At 58.5% G+C, this 21,967-nt stretch carries 20 protein-coding genes; 12 read left to right on the top strand and 8 right to left on the bottom strand.

Translation table 11 applies throughout. The annotated features are described in order from the left end of the window. Positions 1 to 27: 27 nt before the first annotated feature. Positions 28 to 1,449 carry a hypothetical protein gene (locus ACL9RI_RS11060; protein WP_422726621.1) on the bottom strand — a complete coding sequence of 474 codons (1,422 nt, stop codon included), beginning with the start codon at positions 1,447 to 1,449 and terminating at the stop codon, positions 28 to 30. 16 nt (positions 1,450 to 1,465) lie between these two features. Between ACL9RI_RS11060 and ACL9RI_RS11055 the strand changes: the two genes are divergently transcribed. Then, complete coding sequence (locus tag ACL9RI_RS11055) at positions 1,466 to 1,630, top strand: hypothetical protein (RefSeq protein WP_422726620.1); 165 nt, start codon at positions 1,466 to 1,468, stop codon at positions 1,628 to 1,630. A gap of 313 nt (positions 1,631 to 1,943) precedes the next feature. Beyond that, positions 1,944 to 3,335: an amino acid permease gene (locus ACL9RI_RS11050; protein WP_422726619.1), complete on the top strand. Its 1,392-nt coding sequence runs from the start codon at positions 1,944 to 1,946 to the stop codon at positions 3,333 to 3,335. A gap of 51 nt (positions 3,336 to 3,386) precedes the next feature. On the opposite strand, the gene ACL9RI_RS11045 is transcribed toward ACL9RI_RS11050, so the two are convergent. The 3 genes from ACL9RI_RS11045 to ACL9RI_RS11035 are packed head-to-tail and all read right to left on the bottom strand — an operon-like array spanning position 3,387 to position 6,043. Further along, complete coding sequence (locus tag ACL9RI_RS11045; RefSeq protein WP_422726618.1) at positions 3,387 to 4,358, bottom strand: threo-3-hydroxy-L-aspartate ammonia-lyase; 972 nt, start codon at positions 4,356 to 4,358, stop codon at positions 3,387 to 3,389. 39 nt (positions 4,359 to 4,397) lie between these two features. Beyond that, a complete protein-coding gene (locus tag ACL9RI_RS11040) occupies positions 4,398 to 5,390 on the bottom strand; it encodes an ornithine cyclodeaminase family protein (protein WP_422726617.1) in 993 nt (330 codons plus the stop codon). Next, a complete protein-coding gene (locus ACL9RI_RS11035) occupies positions 5,387 to 6,043 on the bottom strand; it encodes a helix-turn-helix transcriptional regulator (protein WP_422726616.1) in 657 nt (218 codons plus the stop codon). Before ACL9RI_RS11035 ends, ACL9RI_RS11040 begins: the two co-directional genes overlap by 4 nt. Before the next feature lie 134 nt (positions 6,044 to 6,177). Here ACL9RI_RS11035 and ACL9RI_RS11030 point away from each other — a divergent pair, with 134 nt between their 5' ends. After that, positions 6,178 to 7,218: an alpha/beta fold hydrolase gene (locus ACL9RI_RS11030; RefSeq protein ID WP_422726615.1), complete on the top strand. Its 1,041-nt coding sequence runs from the start codon at positions 6,178 to 6,180 to the stop codon at positions 7,216 to 7,218. Between the two features lie 101 nt (positions 7,219 to 7,319). After that, positions 7,320 to 9,509, top strand: a complete 2,190-nt coding sequence (locus ACL9RI_RS11025; protein WP_422726614.1) for a TonB-dependent siderophore receptor — start codon at positions 7,320 to 7,322, stop codon at positions 9,507 to 9,509. Between the two features lie 112 nt (positions 9,510 to 9,621). Here ACL9RI_RS11025 and ACL9RI_RS11020 read toward each other — a convergent pair whose 3' ends face one another. Together ACL9RI_RS11020 and ACL9RI_RS11015 are read right to left on the bottom strand one after the other, a co-directional pair. After that, positions 9,622 to 9,882 carry a hypothetical protein gene (locus tag ACL9RI_RS11020; protein ID WP_422726613.1) on the bottom strand — a complete coding sequence of 87 codons (261 nt, stop codon included), beginning with the start codon at positions 9,880 to 9,882 and terminating at the stop codon, positions 9,622 to 9,624. A gap of 16 nt (positions 9,883 to 9,898) precedes the next feature. Next, positions 9,899 to 10,348: a hypothetical protein gene (locus ACL9RI_RS11015; RefSeq protein WP_422726612.1), complete on the bottom strand. Its 450-nt coding sequence runs from the start codon at positions 10,346 to 10,348 to the stop codon at positions 9,899 to 9,901. 126 nt (positions 10,349 to 10,474) lie between these two features. Here ACL9RI_RS11015 and ACL9RI_RS11010 point away from each other — a divergent pair, with 126 nt between their 5' ends. Both ACL9RI_RS11010 and ACL9RI_RS11005 read left to right on the top strand, forming a co-directional pair. Continuing rightward, entirely contained in the window at positions 10,475 to 11,071 is a 597-nt protein-coding gene (locus tag ACL9RI_RS11010) for a class I SAM-dependent methyltransferase (protein ID WP_422726611.1), read from the top strand. Between the two features lie 105 nt (positions 11,072 to 11,176). Then, on the top strand, positions 11,177 to 11,476 hold the full coding sequence (locus ACL9RI_RS11005; protein WP_422726610.1) for a hypothetical protein: 300 nt from the start codon (positions 11,177 to 11,179) through the stop codon (positions 11,474 to 11,476). A gap of 404 nt (positions 11,477 to 11,880) precedes the next feature. Here the strand turns inward: ACL9RI_RS11005 and ACL9RI_RS11000 are convergent, their stop codons facing one another. Continuing rightward, positions 11,881 to 12,867, bottom strand: coding sequence for a magnesium and cobalt transport protein CorA (locus ACL9RI_RS11000; protein ID WP_422726609.1), 987 nt, complete (start codon positions 12,865 to 12,867; stop codon positions 11,881 to 11,883). 127 nt (positions 12,868 to 12,994) lie between these two features. Between ACL9RI_RS11000 and ACL9RI_RS10995 the strand changes: the two genes are divergently transcribed. Continuing rightward, the gene (locus ACL9RI_RS10995) at positions 12,995 to 14,194 is read left to right on the top strand and encodes a DUF2252 family protein (protein WP_422726608.1); all 1,200 of its coding nucleotides are present in this window, start codon (positions 12,995 to 12,997) and stop codon (positions 14,192 to 14,194) included. A 281-nt stretch (positions 14,195 to 14,475) separates the two neighbouring features. On the opposite strand, the gene ACL9RI_RS10990 is transcribed toward ACL9RI_RS10995, so the two are convergent. After that, positions 14,476 to 15,381: a LysR family transcriptional regulator gene (locus ACL9RI_RS10990; protein ID WP_422726607.1), complete on the bottom strand. Its 906-nt coding sequence runs from the start codon at positions 15,379 to 15,381 to the stop codon at positions 14,476 to 14,478. 101 nt (positions 15,382 to 15,482) lie between these two features. Here ACL9RI_RS10990 and ACL9RI_RS10985 point away from each other — a divergent pair, with 101 nt between their 5' ends. The 5 genes from ACL9RI_RS10985 to ACL9RI_RS10965 all read left to right on the top strand — a co-directional run bounded on the left by ACL9RI_RS10985 (position 15,483) and on the right by ACL9RI_RS10965 (position 21,936). Next, positions 15,483 to 16,640, top strand: a complete 1,158-nt coding sequence (locus ACL9RI_RS10985) for an agmatine deiminase family protein (RefSeq protein WP_422726606.1) — start codon at positions 15,483 to 15,485, stop codon at positions 16,638 to 16,640. A 10-nt stretch (positions 16,641 to 16,650) separates the two neighbouring features. After that, complete coding sequence (locus ACL9RI_RS10980) at positions 16,651 to 17,739, top strand: agmatine deiminase family protein (RefSeq protein ID WP_422726605.1); 1,089 nt, start codon at positions 16,651 to 16,653, stop codon at positions 17,737 to 17,739. Positions 17,740 to 17,850: 111 nt separating this feature from the next. Beyond that, entirely contained in the window at positions 17,851 to 18,861 is a 1,011-nt protein-coding gene (locus ACL9RI_RS10975) for a M14 family zinc carboxypeptidase (RefSeq protein ID WP_422726604.1), read from the top strand. Continuing rightward, the gene (locus tag ACL9RI_RS10970; RefSeq protein WP_422726603.1) at positions 18,858 to 19,610 is read left to right on the top strand and encodes an alpha/beta fold hydrolase; all 753 of its coding nucleotides are present in this window, start codon (positions 18,858 to 18,860) and stop codon (positions 19,608 to 19,610) included. Before ACL9RI_RS10975 ends, ACL9RI_RS10970 begins: the two co-directional genes overlap by 4 nt. 400 nt (positions 19,611 to 20,010) lie before the next feature. Beyond that, positions 20,011 to 21,936 (top strand): P-loop NTPase fold protein, encoded by a 1,926-nt coding sequence (locus ACL9RI_RS10965; protein ID WP_422726602.1) that lies wholly within the window; start codon positions 20,011 to 20,013, stop codon positions 21,934 to 21,936. The last annotated feature ends 31 nt before the right edge of the window (positions 21,937 to 21,967 follow it).

Here is a 21,967-nt window from a genome sequence, read left to right as displayed (position 1 = left end):
CTTCGCCAGAAGACGGGCCGTTTTACTTTAGCTGGTCATGATCTGGCCGGGATAAGACTGCAAGAGCACATCGTCGCCCAGGCTCAGTAATGCCTGCTGGCGCCGCTGCTCTTTCTGCTCGTCGTTCAGGCCCACTTCACCGGTCCTGTACGGCCCCAGTATCGGCATCAGGTCGCGCTGCACGTGGCCGCCACCGGGCGTGGTCTTGTCCGACTCCAGCTTGCCCAGGAAATACTTCAGTACCTGCGCCGACTGGCTGGACGTTTGCTCCAGGCTGGCGCGCACCAGCTTGCCATCCTTGTAGCCCACTTGCGCCACGCTGGTGGCCGTATCCTCGATCTGGTGAAAGGTGTAGTTCTGCGATGCCGAATCGGTGGTCAGGTTCAGCGGCACATTCGGCACCAGCGACTGGTGGTAGCTGGCGCTCAGCTTCGTGGTCTGCTCCTGGCGGATCGAACGGTTGTCCTGGCTGCCACTCAAGCTGGTCTTTTGCGCTACATCATAGTTAAACGTATCTTTCTCCGATGAACGCATGGGGTTACTGTAGGCCACTTTTTGCGCTACCGAGGCGCTGAAGTCCGCAAGGCCCGTCAGGATGGCCTTGTCACCGGGCGCCAGGCGCCATTTGCTGTCCGACGCTGCCGACGCGGAATCGGCCTGCGGCGCGCTGATATTGCTGTGCAAGGCGCTGAAACCATCCTTGAACATGGCCATCAGGTTAGCGTCGCCCTGGCCGCGCGTAGCCGCCTGGTCAAACTGCTTCATGTAGCTGGCCAGCGCCTTGGCCTGCTGGCCCTTGCTGCCCAGGGTCACGGCCTGGCTGGGGTCCACCTTCAGGTCCAGCGTGCCGGCCGCGCCGCTAAAACTGATTTTTCTTTGCGTATCATCGACCTTGAAGTCCAGCGTCTGCACGCCTTCCTGGCCGTGAGGCAGCTGGACCTGGGCATGCAGGTTCACGGACGACAGCACGGTCTGGTCAAACTGCATCAAACCGCCCAGATCGAGCTTGGGCGTGCTTTGCGTCATGCCATCGATGGCTTTCTGGAAAGCATCCGACAATCCGGCCAGCGCCTTCGACTCTTCATCGCTAAGCTCACCGCTGTTGCTCATCTGCACGGCCAGGCCATCGCCCTGGCTATCGAGCGACAGCTTGACTTCCACGCCACTTTTCGTCGTGATGGTCAAGCTCATCTGGTCTTCGCCATTGCCATGCAGGGAGGCCGGCTGCAACGCGCTGACCGCGCCATAGGTGGCGCCCTGCACGCGCGGCGGCGATTGCTGCACCGACTGCGAATAATGCGTCACGCCCGCCTGGAATTGGCTCAGCAGCGCAGAGCCCAGGCCGCTGAAGCGCCCCGCGCTGCCATACGCGCTCATGTTCCTGGAAATCACCCGGCTGACGGCGTCGCCGGGGGCGCGCTCCCACGCCGGCGGCGACGGCACTATCACGGGGCCATCAGCGTCCTTGCTGAGCGCAACAATGGTCGAGGGCGAGGCCGCCGAGGAAGCCGAGGAAGACGTATCCGTCCGGTTTGCGCCGGAAGCCGGCCCCGACGACGGCGTGGGCGTGGGCGTGGTATTCCAGCTGGAGAGTGCCGAGATCGAGGTCATCGCCCTGCCTTTCCATTAAGGTATGTTTTCATGAATAAGATTTGCATCACTTTAATTTTTTATACCAAATACCCGGCAAGCAGGCATTCTGTTCCCTTGGCAGCTATTACGGCAAGGAATCCAAAAGCATGAGCTTGCCACGTCAAAATCGTGGTGATTCCTGCCACTTTTCATGTTTGGCACCACGCTACGTGACATACCGTATCGCGCCAGCGACAGATTTGCTTCTAGAATGATGGCGGCCTGGGCTAGAATCAGGCAGCGCCGCGCAGCCCACAAGGCAGGACCGACGACGCCTAAAACTACAACAGCAGCAGGAATCAGGAGAGACAGTGAGCTTATTTAGAACCAAGAATTTGGATGACATGATTGCCCACAGCAAGAAACCGGGTGGGCTGGCAAAAGTACTGGGGCCGTTCGACCTGGTCTTGATGGGCATAGGCGCGATTGTCGGCACCGGCATTTTCGTGCTGACGGGCACCGGTGCGCTGACGGCCGGCCCCGCGCTGTCGCTATCGTTTGTGGTGGCCGCGGTAGCGTGCTGCTTCGCGGCGCTGTGCTATGCAGAGTTCGCTTCCACCGTGCCGGTGGCCGGTTCCATCTATACCTACACCTATGCCACCATGGGCGAGCTGGCCGCCTGGATGATAGGCTGGGACTTGCTGCTCGAATACGGCCTGGCGGCGGCCGCCGTCTGCGTGGGCTGGTCCGGCTACTTCCAGTCCTTGTTAGCGGGCATGGGCATTGTCCTGCCCGTCGAGCTGACGGCCGCGCCCGGTGCGCTGCCCGGCGTGACGACCTGGATCAACCTGCCGGCGCTGTGCATCATGCTGGCCTTGACCGCCATGCTGGGCTGGGGCGTGCGCGAATCGGCCCGCCTGAACAACATCATGGTCGCCATCAAGATCGGCGTGGTGCTGCTGTTCATCGTCTTTGGCGCGCGCCATGTGCAGCCCGCCAACTGGCAGCCTTACATGCCGTTCGGCTACCACGGCATGCTGAGCGCCGCGGCGCTGGTGTTCTTTGCCTTTATCGGTTTCGACGCCGTCACCTCGGCCGCCGAGGAAGTGAAAAAGCCATCGCGCGACTTGCCAATCGGCATCATCGGTTCGCTGGCCGTGTGCGCCGTGCTGTACGTGATCGTTTCGGCCATCATGACCGGCATCGTGCCTTACCAAAAATTCCTCGGCGTCGACCATCCAGTCTCCTTGGCCCTGCAATATGCCGGCGAAAACTGGATCGCCCTCTTCGTCGACCTGGGCGCCATCCTGGGCATGACCACCGTGATCCTGGTGATGGCGTTCGGCCAGACCCGCATCATCTTCGCCATGTCGCGCGACGGCTTGCTGCCACAGCGCCTGTCGACCGTGCACCCGCGCTTCCGCACGCCGTTCTTCGCCACCTGGATGGTCGGCATCGTGTTTGGCCTGATCGCCGCATTGATCCCGCTCAACATCCTCGCCGAGCTGATCAACATCGGCACCCTGGCCGCCTTCACCCTGGTCGCCATCGCCGTGCTGGTGCTGCGCAAGACCCGCCCCGAGCTGCCGCGCGCCTTCCGCTGCCCCGGCGTGCCGGTGATCCCCATCCTGGCCGTGCTGTTCTGCGTCATGCTGATGAGCTACCTGAGCCTGGTCACCTGGATCGCCTTCAGCGTCTGGCTGCTGATCGGCCTGGTGATTTACTTCGGCTATGCGCGCAAGCGTTCGCTGCTGCATAAATAAGTCGCTGACAAACCTGGCGGGCATCTGCCCGCCAGGCTATCCCCTCCCCACTCAGGCAGTACCCAGCAACTCGCAAAAGCGCTGCATATCCACATTCCCGCCGCTGAGGATGATGCCCACGCGCTTGCCGCGCAGCTGCTGTTTCATCTGCAGCGCGGCCGCAAAACCAAGGCAGCCGGTCGGTTCGATCACCAGCTTCATGCGTGAGGCGGCAAACCCCATGCGTTCGACCAGTTGCGCATCGCTGACCGTCAGCACATCGTCCACGTCGCGCTGGATGATGGCAAAGGTGTAATTGCCCAGGTGCTGGGTCTGCGCGCCATCGGCGATGGTTTTGGGCGTATCGATGTGCACGATCTGGCCCGAGCGGAACGATTGCTGGCCGTCGTTGCCCGCTTCCGGCTCCACGCCATACAGCTTGCAATCAGGCGCCAGCGCGCGCGTGGCCAGGGCCGAACCAGACAACAGACCGCCGCCGCCCAGGCAAACGAACAGCGCGTCCAGCGGCCCCACTTCCTCGAACAGTTCCTTGGCCGCCGTGCCCTGGCCGGCGATCACGTGCGGGTGGTCGTACGGCGGGATCAGGGTCATGCCCTGCTTTTCCGCCAGCTCGCGCCCGATCTGCTCACGGTCTTGCGTGTAGCGGTCGTACAGCACCACGTTGCCGCCGTAGCCGCGCGTGGCGGCGATTTTCGCGGCCGGTGCATCCTCGGGCATGATGATGGTGGCCGGGATGCCCAGCAATTGCGCCGACAGGGCAATCGCCTGTGCATGGTTGCCCGACGAAAAAGCCACGACGCCGGCGCGGCGCTGCTGCTCGTCGAAGAGCGACAAGGCGTTATACGCGCCACGGAATTTGAAGGCGCCCATGCGCTGCAGGTTTTCGCATTTGAAGAACACGTCGGCGCCGAATTCCTCGTTCACGGTGCGCGACGTGATCACGGGCGTCTTGTGGGCGTGGCCGGCGATGCGGTCGGCGGCGGCGGCGACATCGGCATAGGTAGGAAGAGTCAGGGTCTGCATGGGGTCTCGCTTTTCAATAAAAATAATCGGAAGCCGGTTTTACCAGGGCCAGGAAATATCGATGCCGGTACCAGCAAGCAGCGCCTGCCGGTGGATCAGACGGGCCACCGTCAGGTCTTGCAGGGCCAGGCCCGTCAGGTCCAGCAGCGTGATGTCGTGTGCGGCGCGCTGCCATGGCTGTTTGGCGTCCAGCACATCGCCCAGCGTCACGCACGGCAGCTCGGGCGCCCATTGCAGCTCGCCGATCTGGCGCGCCTGCGTCGTATCGTCCACCACCAGGCGCGCGCGCTCAAGCAAACCTGCCGGCAGTTCGCGCTTGCCGCGCGTATCGGCGCCCACACAATTGATATGGGTGCCCGGTTGTACGGCACTGGCTGAAAACAGCGGCGCGCGGGCCGGCGTGGCCGTGATCACCACGTCGCTTGCCGCCACGGCGTCATCGGCATCGAGCGCGCATTCGATCGCGATGCGGTCCGCAAAAGACGCCTCGAAAACCGCATTGGCCTGACGCGAGGAACTGACATAGCGTATTTGCCGCAACTGCGGCAGCACGCGCAGCGCATAGTCCACCTGCACCCGCGCCTGCACGCCGGTGCCGAACACGCACAAGGTGGCGCTGTCCGGGCGCGCCAGCAGCTGCAGGCCCAGCGCGCCGGCCGCACCCGTGCGGGCCGTAGTGATCGCATTGCCATCGACGATGCACACGGGCCGCCCGCTGGCCGGGTCGAGCAGCATGATGGTGGCCTGGTGCGGCTCGGCGCCCAGCGCGCGGTTGCCGGGCCAGAAGCCGGCTGCCTTGAAACCCAGCACGTTCTCGGCCGGGATATCGCCCGCCTTGATGCCGAAGGTGCCGCCCGTGGCCAGCGCTTCGCGGATCACGGGGAAGATGCGGCCCTGCTCGCGGCTATGCAGCACGAAGGCCTCGCGCACGGCGTCCAGCACGGCGTCGGGCTGCAAATGCGTGGCGACGGCGGCGGCGTTCAATAGCAGCAGGCGCGCGGCGTGGGTAGTGGTATGAAGTGTATTTGTCATGGTTTGGCGTAGGTATAGACGGCGGCGCGCGACACGCCCAGGTGTTCGGCGATGATTTCCATGGCGCGGCGCACGTCGAGCAGGCCCGCCTCGCGCAATTCGGCCAGCAGGGCCTTGCGAGCCGGGGTTTTCAGGGTGCGCGGCGTGGCGGCCAGGCGGGCGGCAAACTGGTCGATCCGCGCGCGCAAGGCGTCGGCGCCGGCCGGGTCCAGCGTTTCCCGGGGGGCGTTGTCGCTGTCGATGGCGACGAACTGGCCGATGGCGCTTTGAAAACCCTGGAACAGGGTCAGGTCCACATTCATGCACAGCGCGGCGATGTAATTGCCGTCGCCATCCTTGATGCCGATCGAGGTGCTCTTGGCCTGCCGGCCATCGGCAAACTTGTTGGGATAGTTAGCCACCACCTGCGGAAAAGCCGGGTCGAGGATGCGCGCCAGCCCCAGTTCCGTGGTCGGCTGCCCCACTTCGCGGCCCGACAGATTGTTATGGATGGCCAGCACCGAATGCTGCGGTTCGAGCAAATCATGCACGACCACTTCGCAAAATGGCGCAAACGTCTTGGCCAGGCCTTCGGCCACCTGCTTGATCTGCTCCAGCAGCAGCGCCTGTTCGGCGCTGCGCACGGGAACGGTATCGACTTTGGATTTTTTCATTCAGATAGTTTATCCACTTCTGGAAAAAGTGTCAAAGCACTTTTTTACCTTCATCCACTCTTCAGCTGGACCTCATGCCGCCTTCATGCCTGCTGCCGATACTGATCTTTTTCCCTGACTATATGGAGTCCAGCATGAACAAGCATGACGACACCCGCCGGCGTTTGATATGGAGCATGGGCGCACTGGCAGCATTGACTGCCTGTGGCGGCCAGCTACGCACACCTTCCGTCACTGACCGCAGCATCGCCGTCGGCGCTGGCGTGACCTTACATGTACGCGACTGGACTTCTGGCAAAGGCGACAATAACGATGTGATCGTGCTGCTGGCCGGCCTGGGCGGCAATGCGCACGCCTTCGACAGCCTGGCGCCCGCGCTGGCGCGCAAGCACCGCGTGCTGGCCATCACGCGGCGCGGCTACGGGCAATCGGGCAAGCCGCTGCCCGCCAGCGACGCTACCTACGCTCCCGCCACCCTGGTCGCCGATTTGCTGGCCGTGCTCGATGCCTTGAAAATTAATCGCGTCATCCTGGCCGGCCATTCCATCGCGGGTAATGAAGTCACGCTGTTCGCGGGCAGGCACCCGCAGCGCGTGCGCGGCATCGTGTATCTCGATACGACTTACGATTATTCGCGCGATATCGTCTGGACAGGGGAAGCAATACCAGAAAATCCGATCACGGATGCACCGGAACCGCAAGCGGCGGACCTGGCGTCGATGAGCGCCTCGCTCGCCTACGCCAAACGCATCCATAAACAGTGGTGGCCAGTCATGGAAGCGTACTGGCGCGACACGCTCGATATCCTGCCCGACGGCAGCGTACGAGCCAATACGCCGGCGGCAATAGCGTTGGCCATGGCGGCCGGCGCCAGGACACTGTCACCCGACTACCGCGCCGTGCGCGCGCCAGCGCTGGTGATCGTCGCGCAACCATCCACTTTGCCCGACATGATGCCCTGGATTACAGCGCAGGCCACTGCGCGCGACCTTGCCGACGCGCGCGCCTGGCTCAGGATCTATCCGCAAATGCACGGGCCGGACTGCCAGCGCATCGCCAACGCCCTGCCCGGCAGCACTGTGCTGACCATCAGTAACGCGTCGCACAGCGATTTCTTTATCGAGCACGAGACGGCCGTCGTGAACGCCATCGAGACCATGCGTTGGGAAAAATAGACAGTTTGCCGACGCCTGGATGACGGATGGACATTGCCGATTGCATAAATAATGACTGTTAATTACAATTGAGAATGATTTTTATTCTCAATTAAAACCATATGCCTATCTCGTCCACTCCCCTACCATTTTCCCTACGGCCCGGCGCCATGGCCATCCACCTGGCGCTGGCCGGCCTGCTCGCCGCCGGCAACGCCCAGGCACAAAGCAGCACAGACACGCAAACCATGGCCCCTATCGTCGTCACGGCCGGTGCGCAAAACAGCACGGAAGGCAGCGGCTCCTACACCAGCAGCGCCAGCACGGCCGCCACGGGCTTGAACCTGTCGCTGCGCGATACGCCGCAATCGGTCTCGCTGATCACGCGCGAACGCCTGGACGACCAGGCATTGAAGTCCGTATTCGAAGTCGCCAACAACGCGCCAGGCGTCTCGGCCAAGGAAATCGATAGCGTGCGCGGCTATTTTTCCGCGCGCGGCTTTAAAATCGACAAGCTGCAGATCGACGGCGTGCCCATGCCCGGCAATGATGCGGGCGAAGCCAAGGCCGACACGGCCATCTACGACCGGGTGGAAATCGTGCGCGGCGCCACCGGCCTGATGAATGGAACGGGCAGCCCGTCGGCCTCGATCAACCTGATACGCAAGCATGCGGACAGCAAGACCTTCACCGGTTCGGCCAGCCTGGGGCTGGGTTCCTGGGGCCGCCACGACGGCGTGCTGGACCTCAGCTCCCCGCTGAACCAGGATGGCTCCGTGCGCGGCCGCGTGGTCGTCAGCGCCGAAGAACACGATAGTTTCATCCGCCTGGAAACGGGCAACAAGGCCCTGTTCTACGCCGTGGTCGATGCCGACCTCGATGCGGCAACCCGCCTGAGCGTGGGCGCCAGCGACCAGCGCGACCACCATCGCGGCAACCAGTGGGCCGGCCTGCCCATCTTTTATACGGATGGCGGGCTGACCCACTGGGACCGCTCGGCCACCACGGCAGCCGACTGGAACCGCTGGGATACGCAGCAGCGCAGTGTCTTCGCCACCCTGGAACACCGGCTGGCGAATGGCTGGAAATGGCAGGCGACGGCCACCCGGCGCAGCAATACCGGCGACCAGTACCTGAACTGGATCAGCGGCAGCCTGGACCGGAACACGGGCCTGGGCCTCGATGCCTTTTTGATCGGCTACGGCGCCGACCAGCACCAGACGGACGTAGGCCTGACGGCCGTGGGGCCTTTCACTTTACTGGAGCGCCAGCACGAACTGGCGATGGGCCTGCTGCATGGCGAATACACCATGCGCTGGCTGGTCAGCAATCCTACGTTCACGCCGCCCATCGGCGACTTCCGCGCCTGGACGGGCGCCTATCCCGAACCGGCCTGGGACCCGCAGCAGGTCGGCAGCAGCACCCACACCACGCAGACCAGCGCCTACGGCGTGACCCGGCTGCAACTGACGGACATGCTCAAACTGATCGCCGGCGCCCGTGTCACCAACTGGCGCCGCGACGGCGATCAGTCCGTGTGGACGGAAGTGGCCTATTCCCAGCGCCACCAGGGCGTGGTCACGCCGTATGCCGGCCTGGTATGGGACCTGGGACCGCAAACCTCGCTGTACGCCAGCTATACCGACACCTTCGACCCACAGGATTACCGCGACCGGCGTGGCGTGTATGTAGAACCATTGAAGGGCAAGAGCGCGGAAGCGGGCATCAAGGGCGAACTATTGGATGGCAAGGTCAATGCCGCCTTCGCCGTATTCCACATCAAGCAGGATAATTTTGCCATCGCCGACGGCGACACCTTCGTGCCCAACACGCGCGACCAGGCGTACGTCACGATCGATGGCGCGACCACCAAGGGCTATGAAATGGAAGTGAGCGGCGACCTGGCGCCAGGCTGGAACGCCAGTATCAGCTGGACGCAGTTCACCACCAAAGACGCCGGCGGCAAGGACATCAACACCATGTACCCGCACAAGCTGTTCAAGCTGTACACCAAATACCGCCTGCCCGGCGCCTGGCAAAAACTGTCCATCGGCGGCGGCGTGAACTGGGAAGGCCGCAGCTACACCAGCGTGACCAATCCTGGCACCGGCAAGCCGGTCGACGTGGGCCAGAACGCCTACGCGGTGGCCAGCCTGATGGCCCGCTACGACATCAGCCGCCAGCTGTCGCTGCAAATAAACGTGAATAACCTGTTCGACAAGCGCTATTACGCCAACCAGCTCGACGTGTTCAACAACATCACGTTTGGCGCGCCCAGGAATGTGCTGGGGACGGTGAGGTATATCTTCTGACGATCAGCAAGGAAGCATGACAGGGACAGGCAGCGATGAATCAAAGCCACCTATCCCGCTTGCTCAGTAAAAGTCATACTGAGCGCAAACGGCATTACCATGGACATCCTGGTCACAGAGGTAATAACTCTCCTGCCGCTGCAATGGCTTTTGCCTGAATTTCACTCCCTAAAGCAGACTGGGCCATCCAGACGGGATGGCGATCCACTATCTTCTTGGCCTCCCCCATGGACATGCCATAAACGGCACGCGTCACCCTGATGGCCATCACGATGGAAGCATGCATATGCCTTAGATGAAGCTGCGCCTCGTCTGGCGTACAGTCCAGGCTTTCCAGCTTGCTCAAAAGTTGCTCATACGAAAACGTAACCATAGCGACCTCCTGCTGTTCACAAGCGAATATCGACATCATGTCCGGGGCGTGCAGACGAGCTATGTTCCACCCGCTGCCCGGTAATATTGACGATGAAATATCCTTGCCCTTGCGCCACCCTCTTTAAATCTGTCATCGCTTCCCGCAGCGCACTTCCCGCCGAGCCAATGCAAAAATTCTTTTCATCTTTTGCATAGATGGCGATGTCAAATAAGGCCAGGGTGCCAGAGCCTGGATCAAGCACCACCTCCGCTGCAATCTGGACAATTCCTTGGGGAAAATTCAGCTCAACATCAAACCAGTTGTCGCCCCCTTGCTGCCAGCGCACGGAAGTCGCCTGGAATGCCTTCATGATAGCACCTATGTATATTGGCATACGCTCCCCTCTTCGTCGGCCCGGCACCATCAGGCCCGTTTGTAGCCATAGCCATATCATTGGCAGCACGATGCGATATTGATATTTCATGACTGGCAACGCGTTCTCGAATGCCTCGCAGCACTGCCCAGTCCGGCTACCTGACATACGTTTTTCCAGACTGAAAAGCTGCGATAATCATGGGGACGAACAGTCCACCATCACAGGAGCACTTGCATGGATATAGAAACCTTAACGGCCTACAACCAGCAGGCGGCCGCCTATGCCCGCGACTGGCGCGAACAGGATGCGCCCAGCGATATGTACGCGTTGTTGAAGCAATACTTTTCGCCAGGACTCACGGTGGACATCGGCTGCGGCGCCGGCCGCGATACCGCGTGGCTGCTTGATAATGGCTTCCAGGCTATCGGTGTCGATGTTTCGCAAGGTCTGCTCGATGAAGCGCGGGCGGCGTATCCCGGCATCACCTTCCAGCAAGCCAGCCTGCCCGCACTCGATGGCCTCGAACGCGGCAGCTACCAGAACGTGCTGTGCGAAACCGTGATCATGCATCTTGACCCGGCCAGCATCAGCGATGCCGTCAGCACGCTGATCGCCTTACTGGTTCCGGGCGGCACCCTCTACCTCAGCTGGCGGGTGACGGAACAGGCGTCGCAACGCGACAAATCTGGCCGGCTTTATTCCGCATTTGAGCGGGAACTGGTGACCGTGCCGGCCAACGGCCCATGCGATGTGGTGTTCGAGGAAGACGTAATCAGTGCATCGTCGGGGAAACGGACGCAGCGACTGATTTTTAGGAAAAAGGCAGCATAGAATATAACGCGATGGCAGCGCTGCTGCCTGATATTCATACGCAACAGAAATAATTTTGAAATAATTATGCTTCAATCCAGTTATTAGAAATTATTTCAAATTATTATGAAGAACTATGTATTACTCACGCTTGTCGCGTCTGCACTGCTTCCCCTGATAGCCGATGCCCAAATACCCACTACGCAAGCGGAATGCCTCAGGCGCTGTGTACTCAGTCCATTGCCACCCAACTTGAGCGAAGGGCATGAAGCCAGGATAAAGGCCATTCAAGCGAAGAAAAAAGAGGAGAAAGAGGCAGAAAAACTGAAGGCGCTGCAAAAAGAAGAAGAGGAAGAAAACGATAGAAATGACAGGGCAAGAGAAAAAATTTGCACGGCAATTTGCCGCCACAATCCGGTTGGTTAAGAGTCAGCGCTGTACAGTAGCAGTAGCAGTAGCAGTAGCAGTAGCAGTAGCAGTAGCAGTAGCAGTAGCAGTAGCGGCGCTACGTTGATTGGGTAATGACATAGCCTGCTGATTCTCAGACACAACTCCCATCCGCTTACTACGGTTTTGTTAGGCGCCGTAGACTATTTTCATAAAAAATTCGTCCTACGATTTCAAATCAACCGGAACCAATGCATTCAGTTTTAGCACTGGCGCCTATTAAATAACAGCACGCATTGATAAGATTGCTTGATATGGCGCTTGCACAAGGTGAGGCCGGCAAAATAATCCCTGCCTCGCTTTTCCCAGGCGCTGTGAATGAATGCCTACTCCTCTACGGCAGTGGACTTGGGGAAGTGATTGCAACAAATGACGATCGCCCCCTACAACCACCCCTCCCTCTTCAGCCTGCGATGCAGGAAATAACATCCCGCAATAATCCCCACGATCACGGCCGGATAACTGCCCCGCCACTTCAATTCCGGCATGAATTCAAAGTTCATGCCGTACAGGCTGAAGACCATGGTGGGCACGGCCAGGATGGCGCCCCAGCCGGCCAGGCGTTTCACCACTTCGTTCTGGCGGATCGAGATCTGGCCTAGCGCAACCTGCATGGCGGAGTTGACCATTTCCCGCATCTGGCCGGCGGTGTGCGTCACTCGTTTGACGTGGTCGAGAATGTCGCGGTAGTAGATGCGGTTTTCCTTCGGAACGATATCGCCGTGGAAGCGGATCAGCTGGGTGCAGATTTCATGCAGGGGATTGACGGCGGCGTCCAGTTTCAGCAATTCCGTTTTCAATTGGTAAAAATCCTGCAGCTTGTCTTCGGACAAGCTGGGCTGGAACAGCTGCTGTTCGTATTGCTGGAATCTGGCTTGCAAATGGTCGATGCAGGGCTGGTACTGGTCGACGATGAAGTCGATGATGGAATACAGCACGTAACCGGGGCCGCTGGCCAGCTTGCCGGGTACGCTTTCCTTGCGTTCGCGCAGTTTCGCGTAACCTGCCGACGGGCCGTGGCGCACGGTGATGATGAAGCGGCAACCGAGGAAAACGTGCGTTTCGCCATACACGATGGCGCCGGCTTCCAGGCTGGCCGTGTGCAGGACCATGAACAAAGTGTCGCCGTATTCTTCCAGCTTGGGCCGTTCGTGCGCCCCTTGCGCATCTTCCACAGCCAGTTCGTGCAGGCCGAAGGCCGCTTGCAGCGCCTGCATGGCGGCCCCGTCGGGCGCGGCCAGGCCGATCCAGACGAAGCAGGCGCTGTCGACCAGGAAATCGCCCACCTTGTCGATGTCGAAATGTTCGATTTTTTTGCCATCGCGATAAGCCTCGCAATTGACGACGGCGGCGTGCTGGCTCAGGTCCATGTTTGATGTCCAAATAAGAAATAAGTGCAGTTTGACACGGATAAAATTGTTGCACTGTTAAGTGTTTCACGACGGAATCATGCGAAGAAGCATAGTATGGGGCAAGCTCATCAGAAAGGACCGCACCTTGGCCACACTCCCGACACCGAAACAGCGCCGCCAGTTGCTGCTGGACCGGCGCGAAGCAAAGATGGCGCGCTCGCCGCATGCTTATGTACGCGGCAATACGGCCCAGTACTATGAATGGCTGCAAGCCCAGCCTGGCCACAGCTTGCCGGAAGGGCCGGCCATCTGGATTTGCGGCGACTGCCACCTGGGCAACCTGGGGCCGCTGGCCGGCCTCGATGGCAGCCTGGAAATGCAGATCCGCGACTTCGACCAGAGCGTGATCGGCAACCCCGCGCACGACCTGGTGCGCCTGGCGTTGTCGCTGGCGACGGCCGCGCGCGGTTCCTCCCTGCCTGGCGTGGTGACGGCGCGCATGTTGCAGCATATGCTCGATGGTTATGCCTTTGCCTTTTTACCGGGCGAACTGCAACTGGCCCTGCCCCGCCCCGCCGTCGTGAAATCGGCCATGCGCGGCGCAGAGCAGCGCTCATGGAAGGAGCTGGCAACCGAGCGCTTCCTGGAAACCCGTCCCATCATTCCCATGGGACGTAATTTCTGGCCGATTTCCAAGGAAGAAAAGAAAGCGATTGCCGAACTGTGCGAGACCTCGGACATGCGCTCGCTGGTGACGCGCCTGAAATCGCGCAGCAAGAAGGCCAGGCTGGAAGTCATCGACGCCGCCTACTGGGTCAAAGGCTGCAGTTCGCTGGGTTTATTACGGTATGCCGCACTGTTGGGCCTGGGTGATGGCGAATACTGTTTGATCGATATCAAGGAAGCCGTGCAAGCGACCTCAGTGCACTACCCGCACGCCAGCATGCCGCGTGACAACGCCAAGCGCGTGGTGGCCGGCGCCCGCCATTTATCGCCCGCCCTGGGCGAGCGGACCTTGTCGCAGCGCTTCCTGGGCAAGGGCATTTTTGTCCGCGAATTGTTGCCGCAGGATTTGAAACTGGAAATCGACGAACTGAGCGTGGACGACGCGGCCAGCACGGCCAGCTACCTGGCGTATGTGGTCGGCTGCGCGCACGCGCGGCAGATGGACTGGGCGACCGGCATGCACTGGATCAAGCAACTGCAGATGGACCGCGACGCGGCCGACCCGATTCCGGGCTGGCTGTGGAATAGCGTGCTGCAGCTGATCGCCAGCCACGAAGCCAGTTATCTCGAACATTGCCGCCAGTATGCGCTGCGGCTGGCCAAGGCCGAGCCTCGTTAGAAACCATGCTTGCTGCCGTTATTCGCGCTTGAACAGACGTTCAGGCTCTTTTGCAATGTAATGGCGGGACGAAAGCGGACCGAGAATGCGCGCCCCCCCTGGACGTCATCAAGCTACGCTCCAGCGAGCGCGCCAGGTCGGAGGCAGAAATATCCGCTTGCGCTATGCCATCCCGGCCCGGGGATTTGAACAGCTCTGCGGCTGGAAACGGTGATGTCAACCACTGCAATGTCGGGGGCCACATCCCCCCTTGCCGTGCCCACCGGGAATAGCATTTCATGCTATTGCTGAGCGATAACTTGAAACTGGGCCTGCCCTTGCAACCATTGAAACACCTGCGACACTATCGCCGAACGCGGCTGGCCGGCAACGCCCGACAACCACCAGGTAGCGCCGGGAATGCGTGGATAATCGGGCAAGACATGTAGCTGGCCACGCATCAGGCTGGCGTCTGCCAGCAGGCGCGGCAGGCAGGCAATGCCGCGCCCGTCCAGAGTAGCGTCCAGCAACAGGCGGCTGTCGTCATAAATAGCCCGCTTGCGAAAGCGCGCCAGCGGCCCCAGGAACAAGGGCGCCGTGGCATCGCCGGTCAGGCTTTCTTCCAGGCAAACCAAATCGGCGTGCAGATAGTGCTGTTCTTGCGGCACGCCAGCGAGCCGCGCGGCCAGTTCAGCGTTCGCCACCATCAGCCATTCATCGCGCAGCATGGGCATTTCTTGCAACCCTGGCTGCAAGATGGGCCGGTCGCCAATCGCGATATCGACGTCGATCTCATCGACAAAACGGGCACTCTCATCGACCGACAGCAGCAGGCACAAGTCAGGCAGCAGCGCTTCGAGCGCCCGCAGCCGGGGCTGCAGCCAGCCTTGCAGCACGGGAGCCGGGCACACCAGCACCACCAGTCCCGGATCGAGATAGCTTGCGATACGCCCCAGGCCGCTGCGCAAGGTGGTCAGGCTGCGCTGTACGCTGGCCAGCAAGACTTCCCCGGCCACGGTCAGCTCCACGCCCCGCCCGGCGCGGCGAAACAGGGGCTGCTTGATTTGCTCTTCCAGCTGCTGCACCTGGTGGCTGATGGCGGACTGACTGACGTGCAATTCGTCGGCTGCGCGCGAAAAATTGCCATGGCGGGCCGCTGCCTCAAAGCCCATCAGCAATTTTAATGAAGGGATGCGATGTTCTGACATATGAGAAAACCTAATTAATTAAGGCAAATCATATCATTTGTTCTCATATCCAGAGCCGCCGACAATAGCGTCTGTCTACTTCAGCGAATCAGGGATACCTCATGAACACACGTCGATTTTTCTTACGCCATTGCATGACCGGCGGTAGCGCGCTGGCCATCGGCGGCTTGCTGGCGGCCTGCGGCGGTGGCGCCACAGAAGCAGCTAACGTCATGCCGCCCGTCAATAATGGCGGCGGCACGGGAACCGGCGACACCGATGGCTGGCGCATGCCCGATGAAGCGGAAAGCCACAAGGCAAGCTGGATGGCTTACGGCGCTTCCAGCGCCATCTGGACCCGCGCCCAGGTACCGCAGGTGCAAGCGGCGCTGGCCCGCATAGCCAATGCCATCGTGGCATATGAACCCGTCAATATGCTGGTGCGGCAGGCTGACATGGACAGTGCGCGGCAATTGCTCGATGCCAGGATCAACCTGATCCCTGCCCAGCTCGATGACTTGTGGATGCGCGATACGGGCCCCGTGTTCGTGCGCAGACCGAATGGCGCACGCGCCGGCGTCAAATTCAATTTCAATGGCTGGGGCAACAAGCAGCAGTTCGGCCATGACGGCCAGGTGGCCGACATCGTGGCTCGCCAGGCGCAGGTGCCGCTGCTGTCCACCCGGCTGGTGCTGGAAGGCGGCGCGCTGGAAGTCGATGGCAAGGGGACGGCCATCATCACGGAAAGTTGCGTGCTCAACAGCAACCGCAATCCGGGCTGGAGCAAGGCCGATTGCGAAGCGGAATTGCGGCGTTTGCTGGGCATACGCAAGGTGATCTGGCTGCCTGGCGTCATGAACAAGGATATTACGGATGCCCATACCGATTTTTACGCCCGCTTCGTGCGCCCCGGCGTAGTGGCGGCCCACCGTGAAATGTACCAGGACTCGTACGATTACGCGCTGACGCGGCGCCATCTGGAAATATTGCGCAGCGCCACCGATGCAGACAATATGCCGCTGCAGATCGTGGTGATCGATGGCCCCGGCCAGATTCGGCCAGGCAATAATCAAAACAGTTTCGCGGCCGGCTATATCAATTACTATGCTAGCAAGTCTGCCATTTTCATCCCGGAATTTGGCGATGCCAACGCCGATGCCAGGGCCAGGCAGCAATACACGCAGCTCTACCCGGGACGGGCCATCGTACAAATCAATATCGATCCGATTGCGGCGGGCGGTGGCGGCATCCATTGCACCACGCAGCAGGAAATCAGCTAAGGAGGCCGTCATGCAGCGACGTCATTTTCTGGCCAGCGCACTCGCGACGATCACGCTGGCCAGCCACGCCATGCCGGCCCTGCCGGACTTGAGTGAAAGCAAGGGCTGGCGCATGCCCGACGAAGGCGAGCGGCACCTTGCCACCTGGATGGCGTTCGGCGCCAACGACGACGTCTGGGGCGCCCGCCTGAAAACAGGCGCGCAAGCCGATCTGGCGCGCATCGCCCGCACCATCGCCAGCGTCGAGCCTGTCAAAATGCTGGTCAACGAAGAAGATTACGACCTGGCAGCCCGTTTGTGCGGCAACAAGGTCCAGTTGCTGGTGCAGCCCATCGATGATTTATGGATGCGTGACACGGGCCCCGTTTTCGTCAAGAAAGACGGCGCACTGGCTGGCGTGCACTTCAATTTCAATGGCTGGGGTGAAAAACAGGATTACGACGACGATGCGCTGGTGGCCGGCTTTGTCGCCGGGAACGCCGGCGTGCCTGTACTTAAAAGCAGCCTGGTGCTCGAAGGCGGCGGCATCGAAGTCGACGGCCTGGGAACGGCCATCATCACGGAGAGCTGCGTGCTGAACGCCAACCGCAATCCCGGTGTCAGCAAGGCTAGCTGCGAGCAGGAACTGCGGCGCGTGCTGGGCATACACAAAATCATCTGGCTACCCGGCATTGCTGGCCACGACATTACCGATGGCCATACCGACTTTTATGCCCGCTTTTGCGCACCCGGCGTGGTGGTGGCCGGTTTTGACAGCGACCCGGCCTCGCCTGAAAGGGCCGTTACACAGCGCCATCTGGATATTTTGGGCAAGGCCACCGATGCGCGCGGCCAGCCGCTGAAAGTGGTGGTCTTGCCCGGCCCGGCAAAAGTGCGCCCGCAATATGAAAACCAGGAGTTTGCGGCGGGCTATATCAATTTCTATGTCTGCAATGGGGCCGTGCTGTGCCCGGAATTTGGCGATGCCAGGGCCGACCGCAACACCAGGGCCATCTTGCGCGAACAATTTCCCGGGCGCGATATCGTGCAACTCAATATCGACGCGATTGCAGCGGGCGGCGGTGGCATCCATTGCACCACACAGCAGCAGCCGGCTTGATCATATCCGAGGAAAATGACAGGCCAATGACAGAAATTGCGCGTATTTAGATGCGGATAAAGCGCAAACAATTAGGCTACACTAGGCGATACCTCTTTCTTCCCAGCTTCCATGATCGAAAAGAATTTGCCCGAACTGGTCATGCTCAAGCGCCTCATCGACGAAGGCGGCAAACACCTGGAAGTGGCCACGCCTTGCACCATCGCCATCGATGGCCGCCAGTTTCCCGTGCATACCATTGCGCTGGGCAATCCCAGCCCCGACGTGCCTGCACTGGGCTTTTTTGGCGGCATCCACGGCCTGGAACGGATCGGCACGCAAGTGATTTTGGCCTTCCTGGAAAGCATATTGGCGCGCTTGCGCTGGGACAGCACCCTGCACCAGCAGCTGGAATCGATGCGCCTGGTCTTCATGCCGCTGGTCAACCCGGGTGGCATGTGGCAAGCCACGCGCAGCAATCCGCAAGGGGTGGACCTGATGCGCAATGCGCCCCTGAGCGCACTGGAACGCGTACCGTTCATGCTGGGCGGCCAGCGCTACAGCCGGCGCCTGCCCTGGTATCGGGGTCATCCCGTGATGGAACAGGAAAGCGCGGCCGTGTGCGCACTGGTCGAGCGCGAATTGCTGTCGCGCCAGTTCAGCATGGCCCTCGATTGCCATTCCGGCTTTGGCTTGCGCGACCGCATCTGGTTTCCGCACGCCCACACCAAGACGCCGATCCCCCACCTGGCCGACATCGGTGCGCTGGAAGAACTGTTCAGTGAAAGCTACCCCAACCATAACTATGTGTTCGAGCCGCAAAGCCGGCAATACCGCACCCATGGCGACCTGTGGGATTATCTGTACCTGAACGGCACCAGCCACAGCGAGCGCGTGTTCCTGCCGCTGACGCTGGAAATGGGTTCCTGGCTGTGGGTCAAGAAAAACCCGCGCCAGCTATTCAACCGCGTGGCCATCTTCAACCCTACCGCCACCCACCGCCTGCAGCGCGTGCTGCGGCGCCACCTGGTGTGGTTCGATTTCCTGATGCGCGCCGCCAACAGCCATGGCCGCTGGATACCGGAAGGACTGGCCCGCAAGGCCCAGCGTCGTCGCGCCCTGGTGCAGTGGTACGAATCATGACAACCTGGATCTTGCTGCGCGGCCTGATGCGCGAACAGCGCCACTGGGGTATCTTTCCCGCGCAACTGGCGCACGCCCTGCCGAACGCCACCATCGTCACGCCCGACCTGCCAGGCAATGGCCAGCAATATCATTTACGCAGCGCTACGCGTGTATCGGCCATGGTCGAATTCCTGCGACAGGATTTGCAACAGCGTGGCCTGGCGCCGCCCTACCATGTAATGGCGCTATCCCTGGGCGGCATGGTGGCGGTGGAATGGGCCAGCCGCTATCCGCAGGACATCGCCCGCTGCGTGCTGATCAACACCAGCATGCGCCCCTACAGCCCGTTTTACGAGAGGTTGCGCTGGCAAAACTACCCGGCGCTGCTGCGCCAATTGCTGTTCGGCAGCAATTCCAGCCAGGAAGCGCTGATCCTGCGCCTGACCAGCAGCCGCTACCGCGATGGCAACCCGTCCCTGCTGGCCGACTGGCGCAGCTTCCAGCAGCAATACCCGGTCAGCACCAGCAACGCGCTGCGTCAATTGCTATCCGCCGCCCGCTACCGCGCCCCCGCCAGCCGCCCGGCCATGCCGGTGCTGGTCATGGCCGGTGCGCAAGACCAACTGGTCGAGCACCGCTGCTCGCAGCAACTGGCGCGGGCCTGGCAAGCCGATTGCCTGATCCACCGCGAGGCAGGCCACGACTTGCCGCTGGATCAGGGGGAATGGGTGGCGCAATCGGTGGCGCGCTGGGTGAGCGTGGATTAGCTGCACTTATACCAAGCGCAAGCTCTACGGCGTATTGAGTAGCGGTAGCCGATCGAGAATTTCTAGGCGTCGAGTCAATGAGTAATATACTTAATATATCTATAGAGAAATAGAGGTAAAGTTTAGTACTGCGTACTTTAACGCTTCGTACTCTATAACCGGTAAAACTAGGGCTACTGGGACAATGCAATATTTACCTTCGCCGATAAACGAGTAGAAACTCTGTATGCACAAGTCTTTTTTTGGAGTTACATTCGTAAAATCTTCTCCGGACATCAATGACAAACTCAAGTGAGCAAACTTCGAAACGTTGTACTCAACACAAAAATTGAACTAAAATCACCGAATAGATTTTTCATAAAAATACTAATCCCATTAATATCCTAACCACCAAAAATAAATGCAAACCGAAATAATTTCAAATGAAAAAACCAATCAAGCATTAGAGGACTATCTAATTCGCTATTGCACGAGAAATATTCCACCGTATTTCTCCGTACTCATCGAGGGCCCTTGGGGAAGCGGAAAAACTTGGTTTATCAATTGCTTACGTGAAAAATTAAATAACATACATAAAAAACGCTGTCTTTATGTATCACTATATGGAGCCAAACAGACCTCCGACATTACCGATCAGTTTTTCCAGCAACTGCATCCACGGTTAGCAAGTGAAGGTGTGCAACGCTCATGGTCTATTCTTAAATCTATGGTTAAAGTCTCGCTTAGGATGGATCTAGACTTCGACCAGGATAGAGATACACTTAATGTTAGCCTTCCGGAATTAGGCAAGATGGCAAGCCCTGAAGGTTCTATCCTAATTTTTGACGATTTCGAACGTTGCGGCATACCGCCATCTGAGGTTTTGGGCTTCATTAATCAATTTGTTGAACATGAGGGATATCGTGTTCTGATATTGGCCAATGAAAGCAAAATAGAAAATGGCGACAAGAAATTTGAAGAAATAAAAGAAAAAGTCATAGGTAGGTCGTTCCGAATAAAACCACAAACCAAACAGGCGATTGATAGCTTTATAGACGAACTCGTTAATGATGATTCGATTGAGGTACTAAAGACCAGAAAAAAATTAATTTTAGATGTTGAACGACGAGGCAAACATAACAACCTTCGTTTAGTTCGTCAAGCTGTGCTTGATTTTTCTGACATATGGTCCTGTTTACCTGTAGAAAAAGAAGAATTGAAGAAAAATCTAGATTTTCTGGACCGCTTGGTATTAGATGTTTTTTCTTTCAGCATCGAGTATCGCGCCGGCACAATTAAGCCCGAACACATTTTGAAATTAGAGAATGGTGGATTTTTGTTTAGTCAGATTAAATCTGACTGCAACAAGACCTCAACCGATCCATCAGATTTTGACAAAGCGAGGGAACGGATCTCGGTACATAAGTTAACCGAATCATGGGAATTTGCACTTTCCCCTGCCACATACTTCGCTTTTTTTTCTCAAGGACACCTATCGCATCACGAGGCTGCCGATGGCATTGCTTATAGTCGCTATTTTATAACAGATCAAAATCCTGTATGGCATCAATTATGGTACCGTCGAAAGTTGGATGACGAATCCTTCACACGACTTTCCGCTGAAGCCTTGGATAAACTTTCGTGCTTACAGTATTCCGAATGGGGAGAACTCTTCCATATCGTTGGAATTTTATTAAACTTGGCAGAAAAAAAATTGATTAACTATTCAATAGATGAAATATTTTCTATAGCAAAAGATGTTGTAGATAGGTTGGCAACGCAAAAAAGGATTAATTTTGGAAATAGAAAATCAGAATCCAGAGGATACTTTGATAAGGAATCGGCCTTTAACCATGGATTTATCGGCATAAAAATCCCACAATTTCAAAAATTCATTGAATATTATGACGATGCATTAAGGAAAGGGCGGCATGAAGCACTTTTTGAATGGGCTAATGAATGGATGGAAGAATTAAATACCAACGTAAAACTTTGGTCATCACGAATAAATCCAAAATCTGAAGTAGATGCGCTTTACGCCAATCAAGCAATTTTTTGTTATATTAATCCATCCACTATGACTAAATCTATTATCAACAGTCAAAGTAATACAATCAATGAGATTAATCAAGCCTTGCAATATCGTTACGGTCGATTGAATACAATTAATCAATGGCAACTAGAAGAGCTTTCATTTTGGCAAGAGTGCCTAGCCGAAATTGAGACAATACTTCAATCTCGAGATAAGAAATTACTTTCCACTTTTCACCTAAACGAAAATCTCGTTCCAACCATTAAAAATATCGTTAGAAAACTCGAAGAATTAAAACAAAAAATATCTCACTAATATTTTTTTTGAAACACACCAGTATTTCAGC

Source organism: Janthinobacterium sp. Mn2066 (genome assembly GCF_049319705.1).
GTDB lineage: Bacteria > Pseudomonadota > Gammaproteobacteria > Burkholderiales > Burkholderiaceae_D > Janthinobacterium.
Note: the sequence above shows the minus strand (reverse complement) of the source record. Positions and strands in the feature narration are given on the sequence as shown.